This window comes from Micrococcus sp. EWR3.9.1 (assembly GCF_052615555.1).
In genome coordinates this window covers 37093-55074 of the sequence record NZ_JBQXFD010000008.1, presented here as the reverse complement: position 1 = coordinate 55074, position 17982 = coordinate 37093, and the positions used below count along the sequence as shown (strand labels likewise).

14 protein-coding genes and 2 pseudogenes are annotated in these 17982 nt (G+C 73.3%); 4 read left to right on the top strand and 12 right to left on the bottom strand.

Annotated features, from left to right (window positions below; translation table 11 throughout):
* The first annotated feature begins 55 nt into the window (after positions 1 to 55).
* Positions 56 to 607 carry a hypothetical protein gene (locus ACUJ8O_RS06815; RefSeq protein WP_060973529.1) on the top strand — a complete coding sequence of 184 codons (552 nt, stop codon included), beginning with the start codon at positions 56 to 58 and terminating at the stop codon, positions 605 to 607.
* A gap of 21 nt (positions 608 to 628) precedes the next feature.
* Here ACUJ8O_RS06815 and bioD read toward each other — a convergent pair whose 3' ends face one another.
* From bioD to ACUJ8O_RS06780, 7 genes and pseudogenes are all read right to left on the bottom strand, one after another.
* Positions 629 to 1336 (bottom strand): ATP-dependent dethiobiotin synthetase BioD, encoded by a 708-nt coding sequence (gene bioD, locus ACUJ8O_RS06810; protein ID WP_135039948.1) that lies wholly within the window; start codon positions 1334 to 1336, stop codon positions 629 to 631.
* Entirely contained in the window at positions 1318 to 3789 is a 2472-nt protein-coding gene (locus ACUJ8O_RS06805) for an aminotransferase class I/II-fold pyridoxal phosphate-dependent enzyme (RefSeq protein WP_223247495.1), read from the bottom strand. The genes bioD and ACUJ8O_RS06805 overlap by 19 nt, the downstream gene beginning before the upstream one ends.
* Positions 3786 to 5174: an adenosylmethionine--8-amino-7-oxononanoate transaminase gene (gene bioA / locus ACUJ8O_RS06800; RefSeq protein ID WP_063189659.1), complete on the bottom strand. Its 1389-nt coding sequence runs from the start codon at positions 5172 to 5174 to the stop codon at positions 3786 to 3788. The genes ACUJ8O_RS06805 and bioA overlap by 4 nt, the downstream gene beginning before the upstream one ends.
* Positions 5175 to 5181: 7 nt before the next feature.
* Positions 5182 to 6417, bottom strand: coding sequence for a biotin synthase BioB (gene bioB, locus ACUJ8O_RS06795; protein WP_170748079.1), 1236 nt, complete (start codon positions 6415 to 6417; stop codon positions 5182 to 5184).
* A 107-nt stretch (positions 6418 to 6524) separates the two neighbouring features.
* Positions 6525 to 6917, bottom strand: coding sequence for a hypothetical protein (locus ACUJ8O_RS06790; RefSeq protein ID WP_371506776.1), 393 nt, complete (start codon positions 6915 to 6917; stop codon positions 6525 to 6527).
* A 110-nt stretch (positions 6918 to 7027) separates the two neighbouring features.
* On the bottom strand, positions 7028 to 7621 hold the full coding sequence (locus tag ACUJ8O_RS06785; protein ID WP_235188205.1) for a GNAT family N-acetyltransferase: 594 nt from the start codon (positions 7619 to 7621) through the stop codon (positions 7028 to 7030).
* Positions 7622 to 7714: 93 nt separating this feature from the next.
* Positions 7715 to 7890: pseudogene (locus ACUJ8O_RS06780) on the bottom strand (transposase); the annotation flags it as partial.
* Positions 7891 to 7987: 97 nt separating this feature from the next.
* On the opposite strand from ACUJ8O_RS06780, the pseudogene ACUJ8O_RS06775 reads away from it, so the two are divergent.
* Positions 7988 to 9217, top strand: a pseudogene (locus tag ACUJ8O_RS06775) (short-chain fatty acid transporter); the annotation flags it as partial.
* 178 nt (positions 9218 to 9395) lie between these two features.
* Here ACUJ8O_RS06775 and ACUJ8O_RS06770 read toward each other — a convergent pair.
* Together ACUJ8O_RS06770 and ACUJ8O_RS06765 are read right to left on the bottom strand one after the other, a co-directional pair.
* Positions 9396 to 10037 carry a thymidine kinase gene (locus ACUJ8O_RS06770; protein WP_010079593.1) on the bottom strand — a complete coding sequence of 214 codons (642 nt, stop codon included), beginning with the start codon at positions 10035 to 10037 and terminating at the stop codon, positions 9396 to 9398.
* An 8-nt stretch (positions 10038 to 10045) separates the two neighbouring features.
* Positions 10046 to 10489, bottom strand: coding sequence for a DUF3151 domain-containing protein (locus ACUJ8O_RS06765; protein WP_036341078.1), 444 nt, complete (start codon positions 10487 to 10489; stop codon positions 10046 to 10048).
* Positions 10490 to 10663: 174 nt separating this feature from the next.
* Between ACUJ8O_RS06765 and ACUJ8O_RS06760 the strand changes: the two genes are divergently transcribed.
* Positions 10664 to 11884 carry a hypothetical protein gene (locus ACUJ8O_RS06760; protein WP_036317305.1) on the top strand — a complete coding sequence of 407 codons (1221 nt, stop codon included), beginning with the start codon at positions 10664 to 10666 and terminating at the stop codon, positions 11882 to 11884.
* 66 nt (positions 11885 to 11950) lie between these two features.
* On the opposite strand, the gene aceB is transcribed toward ACUJ8O_RS06760, so the two are convergent.
* Both aceB and aceA read right to left on the bottom strand, forming a co-directional pair.
* Positions 11951 to 13714, bottom strand: a complete 1764-nt coding sequence (aceB, locus tag ACUJ8O_RS06755; RefSeq protein ID WP_078025968.1) for a malate synthase A — start codon at positions 13712 to 13714, stop codon at positions 11951 to 11953.
* Between the two features lie 33 nt (positions 13715 to 13747).
* Positions 13748 to 15055, bottom strand: coding sequence for an isocitrate lyase (aceA, locus tag ACUJ8O_RS06750; protein WP_012750705.1), 1308 nt, complete (start codon positions 15053 to 15055; stop codon positions 13748 to 13750).
* 268 nt (positions 15056 to 15323) lie between these two features.
* On the opposite strand from aceA, the gene ACUJ8O_RS06745 reads away from it, so the two are divergent.
* Positions 15324 to 16790, top strand: a complete 1467-nt coding sequence (locus ACUJ8O_RS06745; RefSeq protein ID WP_078025969.1) for a helix-turn-helix domain-containing protein — start codon at positions 15324 to 15326, stop codon at positions 16788 to 16790.
* Positions 16791 to 16849: 59 nt separating this feature from the next.
* Here the strand turns inward: ACUJ8O_RS06745 and fbaA are convergent, their stop codons facing one another.
* Entirely contained in the window at positions 16850 to 17872 is a 1023-nt protein-coding gene (gene fbaA / locus ACUJ8O_RS06740) for a class II fructose-bisphosphate aldolase (protein ID WP_036341084.1), read from the bottom strand.
* Positions 17873 to 17982: the final 110 nt, after the last annotated feature.

The following is a 17982-nucleotide window of genomic DNA, read 5'->3' as shown; positions in this document are numbered from 1 at the left end:
GTACCCCCGAATCCTACCAGCGTGACGGATGCCACCCTCTGGCTACGCTGGCGCCATGAGCACCGCAGCGCCCGGCACCCAGCACTCGGAGTTCGCCTCCCCGACCCCCACCCGCAAGGGCCCGAGCGTGGGCACGTGGCGCCCCTGGGCCGTGCTGCCGTGGGCGCTGGCCCTCCTCGCCCTGCCCCTGATCGCGCTCGCCCTGCGCTCCAACTTCGGCGCGAACGGCTGGATGACGGTCATCTACATGGTCTTCGGCGCCCTGCCCCACGAACTCGTCCTCGTGCTCATGGTGGGGAGCCTGTTCCTCCTGCCCCGCGTGAACCCGCAGGATGAGCAGCGGGGCGGCATCCGGCTGGGGCGCCTGCTGCACACGCTGCTGGGCATCTCCTGGGGGTCCTTCGCGCTGGCCGCGATCATCTTCCCCGACGGCGGCGACCACCCGGACTCCGGCGCCACGACCCCGGTGCTCATGGACCTGCTCGGCAAGAGCACCGCGATGGACGTCGGCATCGTGGGCGGCCTCGCCCTCGTGGCCGTCAGCGCCCTCACCGGTCTCGCGGTGATCGTGGTGTGCGTGGTGCGGCGGATCCGCGCCGTTCGCTGAGCACGCTCCCGACGACGGCGGTCAGCGCGCCGACATGACGCGCGGCGGGGTGCCCCGCGGCACCGTCTCCAGCACCGCCCCGTGGGCGCCGGCCAGGCGGGCCAGGAACACGAGGTTGGCCCGCTCGACGGGGTCTGGGTCCGCGGCCACGCCGCTGACGAGGATCCGCTCCGGCGCCACGCCATGGGCGGCGGCGTGCTCCACCGTGAGGCGCGCGTGGTTCTGCGTGCCCAGCCCGGGGCGCGCCACGACCGTCAACCCCGCGTCGAGCCCGGCCGCCCGCAGCGCGCGCACGGCGTCCACAGGCCCCTCGTCGGCCTCGGTCCACGCCACGGTGATCCCGCCGGCGCCCTCGATGAGCAGGTGGTCGACGCCCGCGGCGAGGCCACGCCACCGGCCCAGCTGCTCACCCAGAGGCGGCAGAGGGGGCGTCCCCTCCCCCGCGTGGGCGACCGCGTCCACGGGGGCCATCGCGGGGCCGATCCGCGCCCCCTCGGACACGGTCAGGCGGGCCGGAGCGGCGGCGTCGAGCGCGCCGGATGCGGCGGCCGCGGCCACCAGGTCCCGGACGGTCTCGACGTCGCCGGCCTCCCCCGGTGCGACGCCCGTCTGCACCGGCTTGTCCACGTGCACGCGGAGCCCGGCCACCAGGGCACGGGCCGCGAGCGCGGCGGTGCCCCACGTCTTGCCGACGTCCGTGTCCGTGCCGGTCACGACCTCGATGCGCATGTGTCCACTCCACTCTGCTCGATTCGGATGTCCTCGCCGCCGTGCCACGGTCCGGGCGTCACGAGCACGTGCTGCGGCGCCTGGAAGGAGAGCAGGCGCAGCCACGTCGCCGGCGGCCCGGTGAGCCGGGCGTCCGGCAGCAGGCGGGCGACCTCGCGGACCACGAGGGCGGTCTCGAGCTCCGCGAGCCCGGCCCCGAGGCAGCGATGCAGGCCGAAGCCGAAGGCGAGCCGGGCGTCGTCGTGCTGTTCGCCGCTGAGGTGCAGCAGGAGCTCGTCGCCGGCGCGGACCTCGTGCTCGCCGACGCGGACGTCCGCCGTGGCGAGGCGCCGCCAGGTGGGCACCGAGGAGCTCGTCCGGAGGCACTCGGCCACGAGCTCGGCCGCGGCCGCCTCCGCCGCATCGGCTCCGGCGCCCCCGTCCGCCCCGGCGCCGAGCGCGGCCCAGCGGGCGGGGTCGGCCAGGGCGCGGGTGAGCGCGGTGGAGATGAGCAGCCGGGTGGTCTCCTGCCCGGCGATCACCAGGAAGTAGCCGAGGGAGACGATCCGCTCGTCGTCGACGCCGGCCTCGTGCAGCGCCGCGAACAGGTTGCCGGGCTGTGCGTCGTCCCCGCGCGCCTCGACGACGGCCCCGCGCAGCCACCGGTGGAAGTCGGCGGCGGAGCGGGCGAGCCGCAGCTGGCGGTCCTCGTCCGGCCAGCCCCAGAACAGTTCGAGGGAGTCGGCGCTCCAGCGGTGCAGCTGCGCCTCGGGCGGGTTGGGCACGCCGGTCAGGGCGGACATCACGCGCGCCGGGACCGCTGCCGCCACGGTGGTCGCCAGGTCCACGGCCCCGCCTGCGCGGCCGGTGTCTGCGAGGGCGGCCGTGAGGGCCGTCCGGGTGGTCGCGAGGATCCGGCCGCGGGCTTCGCGCACCTTCGCCGGGGAGAAGAACGGCGCCACGACGCGACGCACCGCCCGGTGCTCCTCCCCGCCGGCGGAGGCGAGCACGGGCGGCAGCCGGAAGCGGGCGGCGGCGAGGATGCGGCGGGCCGGGCCGCTCAGCGGGACGACCGCCGTGAGGGCGTTGTCCGAGGCGAACGTCCCGGGGTCGGTGAGCACGCGCCGCAGGTCGGCGGGATCGGAGATCCGCAGGTGGTCGCCGCGCACGGCCTCCGGCCGCGGGTCGCCGTGGGCGAACGGGCAGCCCGTGGACGCGCCCCACGCCCGGGCGGCCACGCTCGCCACCGCCTCCAGCGCCGCCCGCAGCCGGGGCTCGGGGACGGCGGTGGTCACGCTCACGCGGAGGCGGGCGATGCCGTCGGGCACGCTGGGCGGGCGGAAGCATCCCACGAGGACGCCGTGCGCGCGCAGCTCCGCGGCCGCGGCGACGGCCTGCTCCGGTCCGGGCATGCGGATCGAGTGGACGGCGCCCGCCCCGACCTCCACGTGCCCGGCCAGCTCGGTCCGGCGGGTGAAGACGTCCACGGCCGTCTCCCGGGCCCGCGCGAGCCGTGCCGCGGGCTCCCCCGTGGCGGCGATCCGGCAGGCGGCCGCCGCGGAGGCGGCGAGCACGGGGGCCAGGGCCGTGTCGAAGACGAAGGTGCGGGCGGTGTTGAGCACGTGGTCGCGCCAGGACCGCGCGGCGGGCCCGCCGAACAGGGCCAGACCGCCCTGGCCGCCGAGGGCCTTCGAGCAGGTGGCGGTGACCACGACGGGCGCCTGCCCCGCCCACAGTCCCAGGGCGCCCGTGCGGCTGCCGCCGGGGACCACGCCGAGCGAGTGGGCCTCGTCCACCACGAGCAGGGCGCCGTGTTCGGCGGCCAGGGCGGCCAGGGCAGGCAGGTCGGCCTCGTCCCCCAGCACGGAGTACAGGGACTCGACCACCAGCACGATCCGTCGCGCCCGCCCTTCGGCGCGCAGCCGGCCGAGGGCGGCCCGGAAGGCGGGCACGCTGTTGTGCTCCACCGTGGTGACCGACGCGCCCGGCAGGGGGGCGAACGCCCCTGAGCGGGCGGTGGCGGCGAGGGCGGTGCCGTCGCGCAGGCTCGCGTGGGCGTGCTCGTCCAGGAGGAAGGCAGTGCCCGGCCCGGCCAGGGCGCCGAGGACGCCGAGGTTCGCGGTGTAGCCGGAGGAGAAGGCGAGGGCGGCATCCGCGCCGGCCAGCGCGGCGGCGGCGGACTCGAGGTCGGCGTGCGCGGGATGCGTCCCCGTGACGACGCGGGAGGCCCGCGCCCCGACCGGTCCCTCGGTGGCGACGCGCGCGGCGGCGGCCCGCACGTCCGGGTGGGCGGCCAGGCCCAGGTAGTCGTTGGCGGCCAGGTCCACGACGTCCGACGACGGCGCGCCCGGCTCCGGCGGTTCGGCGCGGCGCTCCAGGCCGCGGCGCGCGCGGACGGCGGCCCGGGAGCCCAGCCACGAGGACCAGGGGTCGGCGGGCGTGCTCGTGGCCGCGCCGGCCTCGGCGGTGCTCATGCGCAGACCTCCTCGACGGCCCCGGTGACGGCCGCGCAGATCGTGGCGACGTCGTCGTCGGTGCTCACGTAGGGCGGCATCACGTACACCAGCCGCCGGAAGGGGCGCACCCACGCACCGCGGGCGACGGCGGCCCGAGTGACGGGCTCGACGTCCACGGTCCGGTCCAGCTCCACGACGCCGACCGCACCCAGGACCCGTACGTCGGTGACCGCGGGCAGGTCGGCGGCCGCCGCCAGCCCGGCGCGCAGCCCGGCCTCGACGCGGGGCACCTGGGCGGCCCAGCCGTCGCGCGGGTCGGTGAGCAGGTCGAGGGACGCGGAGGCGACCGCGCACATCAGCGGGTTGCCCATGAACGTGGGCCCGTGCAGGAGAGCCCCGGGCATGCCCCGTTCCCGCCGGGAGACCGTCTCGGCGACCTCGGCGGTGCACAGCATGGCCGCGCCCGTCATGGTGCCGCCGGTGAGCGCCTTGCCGAGGCACAGCACGTCCGGGGCGACGCCGGCCCCTTCGCACGCGAGCCAGCGGCCGGTGCGGCCGAAGCCAGTGGCGATCTCGTCGGCGATGAGCAGGAGCCCGTGCTCGTCGCACAGCTCGCGCAGCACGGTGAGGCAGCGCGGGTCGTAGACGCGCATGCCCCCCGCCCCCTGGAGCACGGGTTCAAGGATCACGCCGGCGATCTCGTCCGCATGCGCGGCGGTGAAGGCGCGGGCCTCGTCCTCCCACGCGGCGAGGGCGGCGTCGTCGGCCTCCCAGTGGCCGGCCGGAGCGGCGTCGGGTGCCGTGGGTGCCGCGGCGACGCCCTCGGGCACCCAGCGTGCCGCCGGCGGGCGGGGCAGGAACAGATGCCGAGCCACGAGCGAGGTGAAGGCCGCGTGCATGCCGTCCACGGGATCGCACACGCCCATGGGCGCGGCGGTGTCCCCGTGGTAGCCGCCGCGGACCGTGAGGAATCGGCGGCGGCTGGGCCGGCCGCGCGTCGCCTGGTACTGGAGGGCGAGCTTGAGCGCGACCTCCACCGAGACCGAGCCGGAGTCGGCGAGGAACACGTGCTCGAGCGCGGCGGGGGTGTGCGCGACGAGCCGTTCCGCCAGGTCGACGGCGGGCGCGTGCGTGAGCCCGCCGAACATGACGTGCGGGAAGGCCGCGGCCTGCCGGGTCAGGGCCTCGACGAGCGCGGGGTGCCCGTGCCCGTGCACCACGGACCACCAGGACGCCATCGCGTCGATGGCGCGGTGACGCTCCCCGCCCGGCCCCTCGAGGTCGAGGTGGACGCCCCGGGCACCGCGCACGGCGTAGAGCTGGCGGGCGCCGGCGGTCCCGTAGGGGTGCCAGAGGTGGGCGGCGTCGCGGTCGAGGAGGCCGGCTTCAGCGGGGGCGGTCACGGTGCGCTCAGGCGTTGGCGGGCTCGGCCGTGCCCGCGCCCCGACGGCGCAGCTCGGGCTTCACGGCGCCCTCGGCGCCCGTGTCGGGTCGGGCGTCCTCCGCGGCCCCGGCCTCCGAGGCGACGGCCGCACCGGAGCCGCACGGGCCGGCGTCGTCCGTGCCGGCGCAGCAGCCGCCGGCCGGGGCGCCGTCGTCGGCCGCGGCCTGCTGTGCACGCTCCTCGGCGCCGAGCACGCTGAAGCCGGCGTCGGCGATCATCTGCAGGTCCGCCTCGGCGTCCTGGCCCTCGGAGGTGAGGTAGTCGCCGAGGAAGATCGAGTTGGCCACCTGCAGGCCGACCGGCTGCAGGGAGCGCAGGTGCATCTCGCGGCCGCCGGCGATGCGCAGCTCCTTGTCCGGGCACGCCAGGCGGACCATGGCGAGGATCCGGAGACACTCGAGGGGCGTGAGCTGCTGGTGGCCCTGCAGCGGGGTGCCGTCGAAGGGCATGAGGAAGTTGACGGGGATGGAGTCGGAGTCCAGGTCGCGGAGCGCGAGGACGGCCTCGACGAGCTGCTCGTGCGTCTCCCCCATGCCCGCGATCAGGCCACTGCAGGAGGACAGGCCGGCGGCGCCGGCCCGCTGCACGGTGTCCACGCGCTGCTCGTAGGTGTGGGAGGTGCAGATGGACTCGTAGTGGGACTCGGCCGTGTTGAGGTTGTGGTTGTAGGCGTCGACGCCGGCGTCCTTGAGCTTCTCGGCCTGGCCGTCCTTGAGGAAGCCGAGGCACGCGCACACCTCGACGTCCGGGTGCTGGGCCTTGAGGTCGCCGACCATGCCGGCCACGCGGTCGACGTCGCGGTCCGTGGGACCGGTGCCGGAGGCCACCATGCACACGCGCGAGGCGCCGCCGGCGATGCCCAGGCCCGCCTGGCGGACGGCCTCCTCCGGCTTGAGCCACGTGTAGCGCAGGATCTCGGCCTCGGTGCCGAGCCGCTGGGAGCAGTAGGTGCAGTTCTCCGGGCAGAGGCCGGTCTTGAGGCTGACCAGGTAGTTGACCTTGACGGTGCGGCCGAAGTGCTTCTCGCGCAGGCGCGAGGCCGCCGCGACGATGCGGAACGTGTCCGCGTCCGGGGCGTCCAGCACAGCGACGGCCTCCTCAGCGGTAAGCACGTGGCCCGCCTCGATGCGGTCCACGAGGGCCTCGGGGTCGAGGGCGGCGGGGCGGGGGTCGACGGCGGGGGCGTCCTGGGTGGCGGTCATGATGGCCTCTCCGGTGGGCGGGGCTCGGCCCCGGGCGGGTCTGACCCGAGGGACTCTAACAGTGTTCATTGAACAGTGTTCAGGAGCGCGGGACCATGACCCCGACGTCAGCGCCTGCGCCGGTCCAGAGGGGCCGGCTCGGGCCGGGGCTGCTCCTCGAGCGTCGTCGTCGCCGCGAGGATGCCGTGGGCGGCGGCAGCGAGCGTCGCGCCGAGCAGACCGGCCCCGACCGCCCGAACGCCGGCGTCGTCGATCACGTTCAGCACCAGCCCCGGAACGACCGCGGCCCCCATCAGCAGCATCACCCACGCGGTGGAGCCGGAGCCGGCGTAGAACACGTTGCGGCGAGCCCGCTCCGCCTCAACCCGGTGATGCACCCCTCGCAAGGCGAGCATCGCTCCGAGGGCCGTGACGGCCACCAGCGTGAGACCCCAGCCCAGCCCCAGGTCCTGCCGCAGCCCCGCGAACACACCGGCCGAACCCACCAGGGCAGACGCCACACCGATGCGCCACCGCCACTCACACTCATTCCCCACCCTGCTCACAGCCCCATGCTGACACACGGCCCTCGGAGGCGGAGCGGCAGATTCTGCGGTCCCGGCCGGCGGGATCACTCCTGCGTAAGGGGCGGATGGAACTCCGAGGCGAGCATCGCGTAGGTGGCACCATCCACCCAGCCGCGCGTGAGATGCAGAGACTCCTCCTTGAACGTGCCCTCGTGACGCATCCCCACCTTCTCCATGATGCGCAGACTCGGAGCGTTGTCCGCGAAGGCATGAGCCTCCACGCGTCGCACACCCAGATCGTCGAACGCGAAGCCCAGCAGGGCTCGCGCAAGCTCGGTGCCATAGCCCTGCCCGGCCTGGCGCGGATCGATCGTCCAGCCGAGCTCGGCCTGGGCGTCCCGGGCTTCCTCCTGCGGGCCGTCCTGACTCCACGCGTCCTGCACCGCGACCTTCCCGACACCGACGATGACGTCTCCGGCCCGCACGGTGAGGCGGTCCCCCGCCCCGAGGTAGGACTCGCGCAGCGCGCCCTCACTCTCCGGACGGCCCGAGGTCCACGTCCACACCTGCTCGAGACGGCAGAAGCCCCACACGGCGGGTGCATCGAGACCCCGGAACGGGGTGAGGGTCAGCCGGCGGGCTCGCAGCGGGAAGCAGACGCCTCGACTCGCGGCGAGCTCCAGGAGAGGGGTGGCCATGACAGACAGGGTACGAACAAAAGTCCTCGAGTCAGCCCCCGGACAGACCAGTGCCCACACCCTGCGTCGATGTCAGATCCACGCGGCCTCTCAGGGCCCGTTGACCTCGGGCAGATCCCGCCACGGAGTCCCGCACCTGCACCGGTAGATGATCGCTTCGCCCATCGTGCGGGCATCCGAGAAGGGTCGACCCTGCCGGCCCGTGCGGTCTGGAGCAGCGGGGCGATCAGCTCCGATTTGGCGTCGGAGACGACCTGGAACCGGGACATAGCCTCCCGGGTCTCAGCGGGTCCCTGGATCCATTCTCAGACACGCCCTAGGCCATCTCCAGCGTCGAGGCCCGCCTCACAACAGAGGAGGTCCTCGCTGCTCACTCCGGCCGGGCCGGCCGACGTCGTCGTGGGCTGGGGTGAGGGCCTGTCCGGGCTGCTGGCGTTCATCACGCAGATGGCGCTCGTGCTCATGCTCGGACACATCCTGGCGAACACCGGCCCGGTGCGCCGTCTGCTCGCCAGGCTCGCCAGCATTCCCCGCACGCCCCTGGCCGCCTACATCTTCGTGTTCGTGGTGGCGGCGGCGGCCTCCCTCATCACGTGGGGCCTGGGCCTGGTGGTCGGTGCGCTGCTGGCCAAGGAGGTCGCGGCGCAGGCCCGTGAGCGCGGGCTGGTCCTGCACTTCCCGATGCTGGTGGCCGCCGGGTTCTCCGGGTTCGTGGTGTGGCACATGGGGTACTCGGGCTCCGGCCCGCTGACGGCCGCCACCCCCGGTTCGTTCCTCACGGAGAGCCTGGACGGCCGGACGGTCCCGGTCTCGGAGACCACCTTCTCCTGGTGGAACATCACCGCCGCCGTGGTGACCGTGCTCGTCGTGGCCCTGGCCCTGTTCCTCGTCGCCCCGCGCGCCGGGGACCGGATCGTGGAGCTGGAGATCGACGCGCGGGACCAGGACGCCGTGCCCGCACCGGAGATCGAGACGCCGGCGGACCGCCTCGACGCCTCCCGTGTCCCCACGCTCCTCGTGGGCGCCATGCTCGTGGTCTATCTGGTGATGCACTTCGTCGGCGGCGGCACCCTCACCCTGGACATCGTCAACTGGTCCTTCCTCGCGCTGATCCTGCTGCTGGTGCGCAGCCCGCACGAGCTGATCGGCCTCACCCAGTCGGCCGCGTCCAACGTGGGCGAGATCCTGCTGCAGTTCCCCCTCTACGCGGGCATCCTCGGCATGATGACGACCACCGGCCTGGTGGCGGTGCTCTCGGACGCCTTCGTGGCGATCTCGAACCCGGTGACGTTCGGCCTGCTGGCGTTCCTGGCCGCGGGCCTCGTGAACTTCTTCGTCCCCTCCGGCGGCGGACAGTTCGCCGTGCAGGGCCCGATCATGCTCCAGGCCGGGGAGGCGCTCGGCGTGGACCCGGCAATCACCATCATGGCCGTCTCCTACGGCGACCAGTGGACCAACATGATCCAGCCGTTCTGGGCAATCCCCCTTCTGGCGATCGCCGGGCTGAAGATGCGCGACATCCTGGGGTACACCACGGTCGTGCTGCTCGCGTCGGGGCTCGTCTTCGGCGGCACGCTCCTGCTCGTCTCGCTCTGACCCGATCGGCCGATGCCGGACGTGGCAGGACAGACGAAGGGCCCCGGGATCACCGGGGCCCATCGCCTGTCATCACTCGCACCTTCATCACTCGCACCTCGATGAAGTGGTTCCACCGTACGAACCGAGCATGGGCGCAGCCGTCACGCAGCCTGGCAGTTGCCTGGCAATGGCCGCCTCAGCCCAGGGCACCGCCGGACTCCGCCAGGTAGCACGTGCCGCACAGGGACTCGTAGGTCACCTGGACACCGTCGATCGCCACCTGGTCCCCCTCGAACACGAAGTGCTCGGCGCCCGTGGCCGGGTCAACGACCTTGCGCGTGTTGAACACCGCCTTCCGGCCGCACCGGCAGATGGTCTTCAGCTCCTCGAGGGAGTGCGCCAGCTCCAGCAGCCGCGCGGAGCCCGGGAAGGAGCGGGTGCGGAAGTCGGTGCGCAGTCCGTAGGCGATCACGGGGACGCCGTCGAGCACGGCGATGCGCAGCAGGTCGTCCACCTGCGCCGGCTCGAGGAACTGTGCCTCGTCCACGAGCAGACACGCCACGGGCGGGGCCTCCACGTGCCCCACGAGGGCGTCCGGGTCGTCACCGGTGGCGTGCCGGCGGAACAGCTCCCGCACGTCCGCGCCCGCCGGGACGAGGAAGTCCACGGCGCGGGTCACACCGAGGCGGGAGACGACGTCGCCCTCCCCCTTCACGTCCACCTCCGGCTTGGCCAGCAGCACCCGCTGGCCGCGCTCCTCGTAGTTGAAGGCGGCCTGCAGCAGGCCCGTGGACTTGCCGGAGTTCATGGCCCCGTAGCGGAAGTAGAGCTTGGCCACGGCTCCGCTCAGCCCTGGGCGCGGCCCTGGCCGGCCTCGATCTGCTCTGCGGCCGTGGGGTCCGAGTCCCGCAGGAAGGTGCGGATGCGCTCGACCTCCTCGGACTCCCCGATCCCGGCGGCCGCGCGGCCCAGCGCGTACAGGGCGCGCAGGAAGCCGCGGTTGGGCTCGTGGGCGTACGGCACCGGGCCGGCGCCGCGCCACCCCGCCCGGCGCAGCGCGTCCAGACCCCGGTGGTAGCCGACGCGGGCGTACGCATAGGAGTCCACGGTCCGGCCCTTGGCCCACGCGTCCTCCGCCATGAGCGCCCACACCAGGGAGGACTCGGGCGCCACCGGCACGATGTCCTCGGGCAGGTCACCTGCCTCGAGCCGGGCCAGCACCTCCGGCTCCTCCGGCAGGCGCGTGGCCGGCGGCTCCATCAGGTTCTTGCCGATCAGGGACTCGGACATGGGATGCCTCTTCTCCTCGCGGACGATGCGGTCGCGGCCGAGTCTATCGACGGCGCCGGACGCCGGACGGATCGCCGTCCCCGCGTCCAGGACGGTCCGGTACCGTAGGCGCAGCGTCCGTCCGCAGCCCCACGCTCCCGGGGCCGGGCCGCCGATGCCGTCGAAGGAGCCTCCATGACCCACCCCGCGCCCGCCCGCCGCCGTGCCCCGCTGGCCGTCGGCGTCGCCGCCCTCGCCCTCGCCCTGGCCGGCTGCGGCTCGGCCGGCCAGTCCGGTGAGCCCGCCTCGTCGACCGCCGCGGCACCCAGCGGATCGGCGGCCTCGGCCGCAGCCGGCTCGGCCACGGAGAGCCCCACCGACCCCGCGTCCGCCGCGGCGTCCCGCGTCCGTGAGGCCCTCGCGTCGGAGTCCGCCGAGGGCACCCCGCGCGCCGAGCCGCGTCAGGCGTTCGAGACCGTCGGCCCGGGCATCAAGGACGGCGCCGCCACCGAGGCCTGGAAGAACACGGCGGCGGTCCGCAACGACACCGTCTCCGTGATGGACTGCACGCGCGACGTCCTGGACCAGCGCACCCTGGACGCCGTCGCCACGCACATCCCGGACAGCTCGAACATCGAGATCGTGCAGCTGTTCGCCTCGCAGGACGAGACCCACGAGTTCCTCACCTGCGTCTACAACGGCTACTTCGAGTACAGCCCCGGCATGCCCCTGGCGCAGGTCCACTACCAGCACAACCTCGACGGCTCCCGCCTGGAGTGGTGCCAGGAGGAGCCCGCCGCCGTGGCGGACGAGTACACGTTCGACCCGAAGACCGGCAAGGGGCTGCTCGCCCTGCTGCGCCCCGGCATGGTCGGCGGCCAGGACGGCGCCCCCCTGCTGCCCCAGCGCACCGCGTGGGCCTGCTCCGAGGACGGCAGCGAGATGGTCTCCGTGACCATGGGCTCGATGGAGGGCTTCGGTGACGCCAACGGCGGCCTCACCCAGGTGAAGAACTCGCCGGTCGCGCAGAGCACCACCCTCGTCACCGAGACCCGCGACCACCTCGCGGACACCGTGCTGAAGGACGCCGGGGACTTCCAGGAGGTCATCAAGCTCAGCTCGCCGTTCTTCCTGAACGCGCAGATGGACGAGGAGACCCTGGCCCAGGCCCGGGAGATCCCCACCGGCCGCGTGCCCGACGAGCTGCTGAACAACCAGTCCACGATCGACCGCCCCGAGGGCGCCCCCGGCCCCGTGGCCCCCGGCCAGCCGCCGCGGCCGTTCCAGGGCGCCGCGCGGGAGGCCGCCGAATCCCAGCGGGCCGCGGAGGCGTCCGCCTCGGCGTCGGCCAGCCCGTCACCGACGAAGTCGGCCTCGGCCTCGGCCTCGCCGTCCCCCTCCACGTCCGGGGACTGACGTCCCGGCACGACGACGGCCGGTCACCTCGTGAGGTGACCGGCCGTCGTCGTGGGGCCCGGCGGATCAGGCCTTCGCCGCGGCGTCGTCCTGACTGGCGAAGTGCCGGCGGTACGCGCCCAGGGTGAGGAACGCCGGGTACTCCGGCGGCAGGGCCGACTCGCAGAACACGCGCACCGCGTCCTCGAACCGGTGGCCCTCGGGCAGCGGGCCGGCGAGGATCCGAGCGTGCTCCTCGCGGATCAGCTGCTCCATCCAGCCGCGGTTGGCGGTCCGCACGCCGCCCTCGGTCAGCTGCACACCGGTGCCGTTGTGGGCCCACTGCCAGATCTGGGACCGGGAGATCTCCGCCGTGGCGGCGTCCTCCATGAGTCCGTGGATCGCGGCGGCGCCGTTCCCCCGCAGCCAGGACTCGATGTAGCGGATCCCGACCTCGATGTTCATCCGCACGCCGGCCTCGGTCACCGAGCCCGTGGTCGCGGCGACGTCGAGCAGGGCGGCCTCGTCCGGCTCCACGTCCTCGCGACGGCGGGTGCGGATCTGGTTCGGGGCCTCGCCGAGCACGGCGTCGAACTCCTCCCGGGCGACCGGCACGAGGTCCGGGTGCGCCACCCACGAGCCGTCGAAGCCGTCGCCGGCCTCGCGGGCCTTGTCCGCGCGCACCTTCTCCAGCGCGGCGGCGTTGGCCTCCTCGTTCCGGCGGTCCGGGATCACGGCAGACATGCCGCCGATCGCCGAGGCGCCGCGCCGGTGGCAGGCCCGGACCAGCTGCTCCGTGTAGGCCCGCATCATCGGCTGGGTCATGGTCACCTCCGAGCGGTCCGGGAGGACGAACTCGGCCCCGCGGTCCCGGAAGTTCTTGATGATGGAGAAGATGTAGTCCCAGCGGCCGGCGTTGAGGCCCGCGGCGTGGTTGCGCAGCTGGTACAGGATCTCCTCCATCTGGAACGCCGCGGTGATCGTCTCGATCAGCACGGTGGCCCGGATGGTGCCCTGGGGGATGCCCAGCTCGTCCTGCGCCGCCACGAACACGCAGTTCCACAGCCGCGCCTCGAGATGGGACTCGAGCTTGGGCAGGTAGAAGTACGGGCCGTGGCCGCGGCGGATCAGCTCGTCGGCGTTGTGGAAGAAGTACAGGCCGAAGTCCACGAGGGCGCCGGCCATCGGCTCGCCGTCCACGCGGATGTGGTCCTCGAGGAGGTGCCAGCCGCGCGGGCGGACGATGATGGTCGGCCGGTCCGTGAGCTCGCGCTCGCGCAGCCGGTACTCCTTGCCCTCGGGGGAGGTGAAGTCGATCTGGTCGCGGATCGCGTCGAACAGGTTGACCTGCCCGTCCAGCATCCGGTCCCAGGACGGCGTCGAGGAGTCCTCGAAGTCGGCGAGCCAGCCCGAGGCGCCCGAGTTGAGGGCGTTGATCGTCATCTTCCGATCCACGGGGCCGGTGATCTCCACGCGGCGGTCCTGCAGGCCGGGGGCCAGCGGCGCCACACGCCAGGAGTCGTCCTCGCGGACCCGGCGGGTGGACCGCAGGTAGTGCGGGTTCCAGCCGTCGGTGATGCGGCGCCGGGTGTACTCCCGCTCCTCGAGCAGCCGCCGACGGCGGTCCTCGGCCAGCCGGTGCAGGCGGCCGAGGAACGCCAGCGCCTCGTCCGTGAGGATCTCGGCCTGCCGCCCGTCGACCGGCCCGTGGACGGTCACCACGGGGGCGGCGCCCTCGGGGATGACGACGGGGATGGCCTGGGTGCTCACGTCATGCGGCAGGGGCGTGTGCTCCCGAACGTCGTCGGCATGGATCTCGTGCAGGGTGGGGGTCGTGGTCTGCGGGCTCATGGGACTGCCTCCTCGCGGTCTCGGCTGAGCGGATCAGTGGAACTGGCCGGACTCCGTGGAGCCCGCCAGGGCCACCGTGGAGCTGTCCGGGTTGATGGCGGTGGACACGGCGTCGAAGTAGCCGGTGCCGACCTCGCGCTGGTGCTTGGTCGCGGTGTAGCCGCGGGCCTCGTCGGCGAACTCGCGCTCCTGCAGCTCGACGTACGCGGACATCTGGCGCTCGTTGTATCCCTTGGCCAGGTCGAACATCGAGTGGTTCAGGGCGTGGAAGCCGGCCAGCGTGATGAACTGGAAGGTGTAGCCCATGGCGCCCAGCTCGCGCTGGAACTTGGCGATGGTGTCGTCGTCGAGGTTCTTCTTCCAGTTGAAGGACGGCGAGCAGTTGTAGGCCAGCATCTGGTCCGGGAACTCGGCCTTGACGGCCTCGGCGAACTTCCGGGCCAGCTCGAGGTCCGGCGTGCCGGTCTCCATCCAGATCAGGTCCGCGTGGGGGGCGTAGGCCTTGGCGCGGGCGATGCAGGGCTCGACGCCGTTGCGGACCTTGTAGAAGCCCTCCGCGGTGCGCTCACCGGTGATGAACTCGGCGTCGCGCTCGTCCACGTCCGAGGTGATCAGGGTGGCCGCCTCGGCATCAGTGCGGGCGATGATCACGCTGGGCACGTCGGCGACGTCGGCGGCCAGGCGGGCGGCGTTGAGCGTGCGGATGTGCTGGCCGGTGGGGATGAGCACCTTGCCGCCGAGGTGGCCGCACTTCTTCTCGGAGGCCAGCTGGTCCTCCCAGTGCACACCGGAGGCGCCGGCGGTGATCATCGACTTCATGAGCTCGTAGGCGTTGAGCGGGCCGCCGAAGCCGGCCTCGGCGTCGGCCACGATCGGCACGAGCCAGTCCTCGACGCTGCTGACGCCCTCGGCGTGCTCGATCTGGTCCGCGCGCAGCAGGGCGTTGTTGATGCGGCGCACCACCTGCGGCACGGAGTTGGCCGGGTACAGGGACTGGTCCGGGTACGTGTGGCCAGAGAGGTTGGCGTCCGCGGCGACCTGCCAGCCGGAGAGGTAGATGGCGCGCAGCCCGGCCTTGACCTGCTGGACGGCCTGGTTGCCGGTGAGGGCGCCGAGGGCGTTGGTGAACTCACCGCGGGCGTTCTCGTCCTTCAGCTGGGTCCACAGCTTCTCGGCGCCGCGGCGGGCCAGCGTGTGCTCCTCCTGGATGCGGCCGCGGAGACGGACGACGTCCTCGGCGGTGAAGCTGCGCTCGACGCCGGCCCAGCGGGGGTTGTTGTCCCAGTCGTGCTGGAGCTGTTCGGCGGAGGCGGGAGTGGAGTGGTGGGGCTGGGTGGTCATGACGTCCTCCTGAGGATCGGTCCGGTTCGTGAAGGGTTCGGTGCGACGTGTCCGTCGCTGCCGTTGACATCCACCTTGGCCCCGGGCAAGGCCCTCTGGAGCACAAAATCGGTGGAAACTCCGGCTGTTCCTGCCACTGGGTCAGAACGTGACAGTCCTTGCGCCCCCATGTGGCATGGATCACGGCAACGGCCCCCCGCTTGTCAAGAATGTGACTTTCTTTCCGAAACACGTGATCTCCTCCCCGGTTCCGTCTACAGTTCCGCGCATGATGACCCGCCCGCTTCCCGAGGACAGCGCGACCGTGGACACCGTCGCGCTGGGCCGCCGCGTCCGGCACCTGCGCAAGCAGGCCGGCCTCACCCTGGACCAGCTCGCGGAGCGCACGGGAGTCAGCGGCTCGCACCTGTCCCTCGTGGAGAACGCCCGCCGCGAGCCGCGGCTCTCGCTGGTCCAGCGGATCGCGGAGGTCCTGGGCGTGCCGGTCGAGGACCTGCTGACCGGCCGGGCCCCCACCCGTCGGGCCGAACTGGAGATCGAGGTCGAACGGTTCGCGCGCTCGGAGCACTACGCCTCCCTCGGCCTGCCGCCGCTGCGCATCGGGCCCCGCACCCCCACCGAGGTCCTCGAGGTGATCGCGGGGCTGGAGGCCGAGCTGCGCCGTCGCCTGGAGGAGCAGGCCGCCACCCCCGAGGAGGCGCGCCGCGCCAACGCCCAGCTGCGCGCCCGGATGCGCGCGGTGGACAACCACTACCCCGACCTCGAGGCCGAGGCGCATCGGCTGCTCGACGCGATCGGCCACACGGGCGGGCCGCTGGGCCTGCACGCGGTCTCGGAGCTGGCCGAGCACCTCGGCTTCACCCTGCGCTTCGTCCCGGACCTGCCGCACTCCACGCGCTCCGTCACGGACCTCAAGCACGGGCGCATCCACATCAGCGGCTCCCGCTCGTCGGACCACGACCGCCGCACGGTGGTGCTCCAGGCCCTCGCCGCCGCCGTCCTGGGCCACGGCGAGCCGCGGGACTACGAGGACTTCCTCGCCCAGCGTGTGGCGGTGAACTACCTGGCGGGCGCGCTGCTCATGCCGCAGCGGGCGGCGTCGTCGCTGCTGCGGGCCGCCCAGAAGCGCCGGGACCTGTCCGTGGACGACCTGAAGGACGCGTTCGGCGTCTCCTATGAGGCCGCCGCGCACCGGTTCACCAACCTGGCCACCGTGGACCTGGGCATCCGCTGCCACTTCCAGAAGGTCCACGAGACCGGGGTGATCCACAAGGCCTACGAGAATGACGGGATCGTGTTCCCCGCCGACCACACCGGTGCGATCGAGGGCCAGCAGGCGTGCCGGAAGTGGGGCGCACGGCAGGCGTTCTCCCGCAACGACCGGTTCCGCGCCCACGCCCAGTACACGGACTCGCCCAACGGGACGTTCTGGTGCACCTCGATGATCGAGAACGGCCCCGACGGACTGTTCGCCCTCTCCGTGGGCACCCCGTTCGAGCATGCCCGGTACTTCCGCGGCGCGGACACCCGCCACCGGGTCACCTCCACGTGCCCGGATCCGCGCTGCTGCCGCCGCCCCGACCCCGAGCTCGAGGCCGCGTGGGGCGGGCACGTGTGGCCCGCGGCCCGCATGCACGCGCATCTGCTGGCGGCCATGCCCACGCAGACCTTCCCCGGTGTGGACGAGCGCGAGGTCTTCGAGTTCCTCCAGGCCCAGGAGGAGCGGGAGGGCTGAGGACGACGCCGGCCCGCACCCTCACGCGAGGGTGCGGGCCGGTGCGGCGGACGGCGGGGTCAGCCGATGCTCTTGCCGGCCGAGTTCAGCTCGGTGCAGGCCTGGACCACGCGGGCGGCCATGGCCTCCTCGGCCTTGGCGCCCCACACGCGGGGGTCGTACTGCTTCTTGTCGCCGACCTCGCCGTCGACCTTCAGGACGCCGTCGTAGTTCTCGAACATGTGCCCGGCCACGGGGCGGGTGAACGCGTACTGGGTGTCCGTGTCCACGTTCATCTTCACGACGCCGTACTCCACCGAGTCGGCGATCTCCTGGGCGGCGGAGCCGGAGCCGCCGTGGAACACGAGGTCGAACGGGCGCTCCCTGCCGAACTTCTCACCCACGGCCTGCTGGATCTCCTGCAGGATCTCCGGGCGCAGCTTCACGTTGCCCGGCTTGTAGACGCCGTGCACGTTGCCGAAGGTCAGCGCGGTGAGGTAGCGACCGTTCTCGCCGAGGCCGAGTGCCTCCACCGTGGCGATGCCGTCCGCCACGGTGGTGTAGAGCTTCTCGTTGATCTCGTGGGCCACGCCGTCCTCCTCGCCGCCCACGACGCCGATCTCCACCTCGAGGATCTGCTTGTTGGCGTGGGTGCGGGCGAGCAGCTCGCGGCCGATCCGCAGGTTCTCCTCGAGGGTCTCGGCGGAGCCGTCCCACATGTGGGAGTTGAAGATCGGGTCGCGCCCGGCCTTCACCTCGGCCTCGGAGGCGTCCAGCAGGGGCAGGACGAAGTCCTCGAGCTTGTCCTGGGGGCAGTGGTCCGTGTGCAGGGCGATGTTCACGGAGTGCTTCTTGGCGACCTCGCGCGCGAACGCGGCGAACGCCAGCGAGCCGGCGACCATGTCCTTCACGGAGGAGCCGGAGAAGTAGGCGGCACCGCCGGTGGAGACCTGGATGATGCCGTCCGAGCCGGCCTCGGCGAAGCCGCGGATGGCGGCGTTCAGGGTCTGGGAGCTGGTGACGTTGATCGCCGGGTAGGCGAAGGCGCCGTTCTTGGCGGCGTCGATCATCTCGGCGTACTTCTCCGGGGATGCGATGGGCATGCTGCAGCTCCTAGGCGTCGTCGACTCAGGCAGGCGGGGGAGCGCGGCGGGCGCGACACCCTCGGGCTCATCCTATCCGCGCGGCCGGACCCGCCCCAGGGCCCCGGGCC

What these genes read in the sequence shown, in the direction of transcription:
- ACUJ8O_RS06805 (WP_223247495.1), bottom strand. Translation starts at nt 3,789, where the DNA reads ATGAGCACCGCCGAGGCCGGCGCGGCCACGAGCACGCCCGCCGACCCC.
- ACUJ8O_RS06765 (WP_036341078.1), bottom strand. Translation starts at nt 10,489, where the DNA reads ATGTCCGAGTCCCTGATCGGCAAGAACCTGATGGAGCCGCCGGCCACG.
- ACUJ8O_RS06785 (WP_235188205.1), bottom strand. Translation starts at nt 7,621, where the DNA reads ATGGCCACCCCTCTCCTGGAGCTCGCCGCGAGTCGAGGCGTCTGCTTC.
- ACUJ8O_RS06760 (WP_036317305.1), top strand. Translation starts at nt 10,664, where the DNA reads ATGACCCACCCCGCGCCCGCCCGCCGCCGTGCCCCGCTGGCCGTCGGC.
- bioB (WP_170748079.1), bottom strand. Translation starts at nt 6,417, where the DNA reads ATGACCGCCACCCAGGACGCCCCCGCCGTCGACCCCCGCCCCGCCGCC.
- ACUJ8O_RS06745 (WP_078025969.1), top strand. Translation starts at nt 15,324, where the DNA reads ATGATGACCCGCCCGCTTCCCGAGGACAGCGCGACCGTGGACACCGTC.
- aceB (WP_078025968.1), bottom strand. Translation starts at nt 13,714, where the DNA reads ATGAGCCCGCAGACCACGACCCCCACCCTGCACGAGATCCATGCCGAC.
- bioD (WP_135039948.1), bottom strand. Translation starts at nt 1,336, where the DNA reads ATGCGCATCGAGGTCGTGACCGGCACGGACACGGACGTCGGCAAGACG.
- ACUJ8O_RS06815 (WP_060973529.1), top strand. Translation starts at nt 56, where the DNA reads ATGAGCACCGCAGCGCCCGGCACCCAGCACTCGGAGTTCGCCTCCCCG.
- fbaA (WP_036341084.1), bottom strand. Translation starts at nt 17,872, where the DNA reads ATGCCCATCGCATCCCCGGAGAAGTACGCCGAGATGATCGACGCCGCC.
- aceA (WP_012750705.1), bottom strand. Translation starts at nt 15,055, where the DNA reads ATGACCACCCAGCCCCACCACTCCACTCCCGCCTCCGCCGAACAGCTC.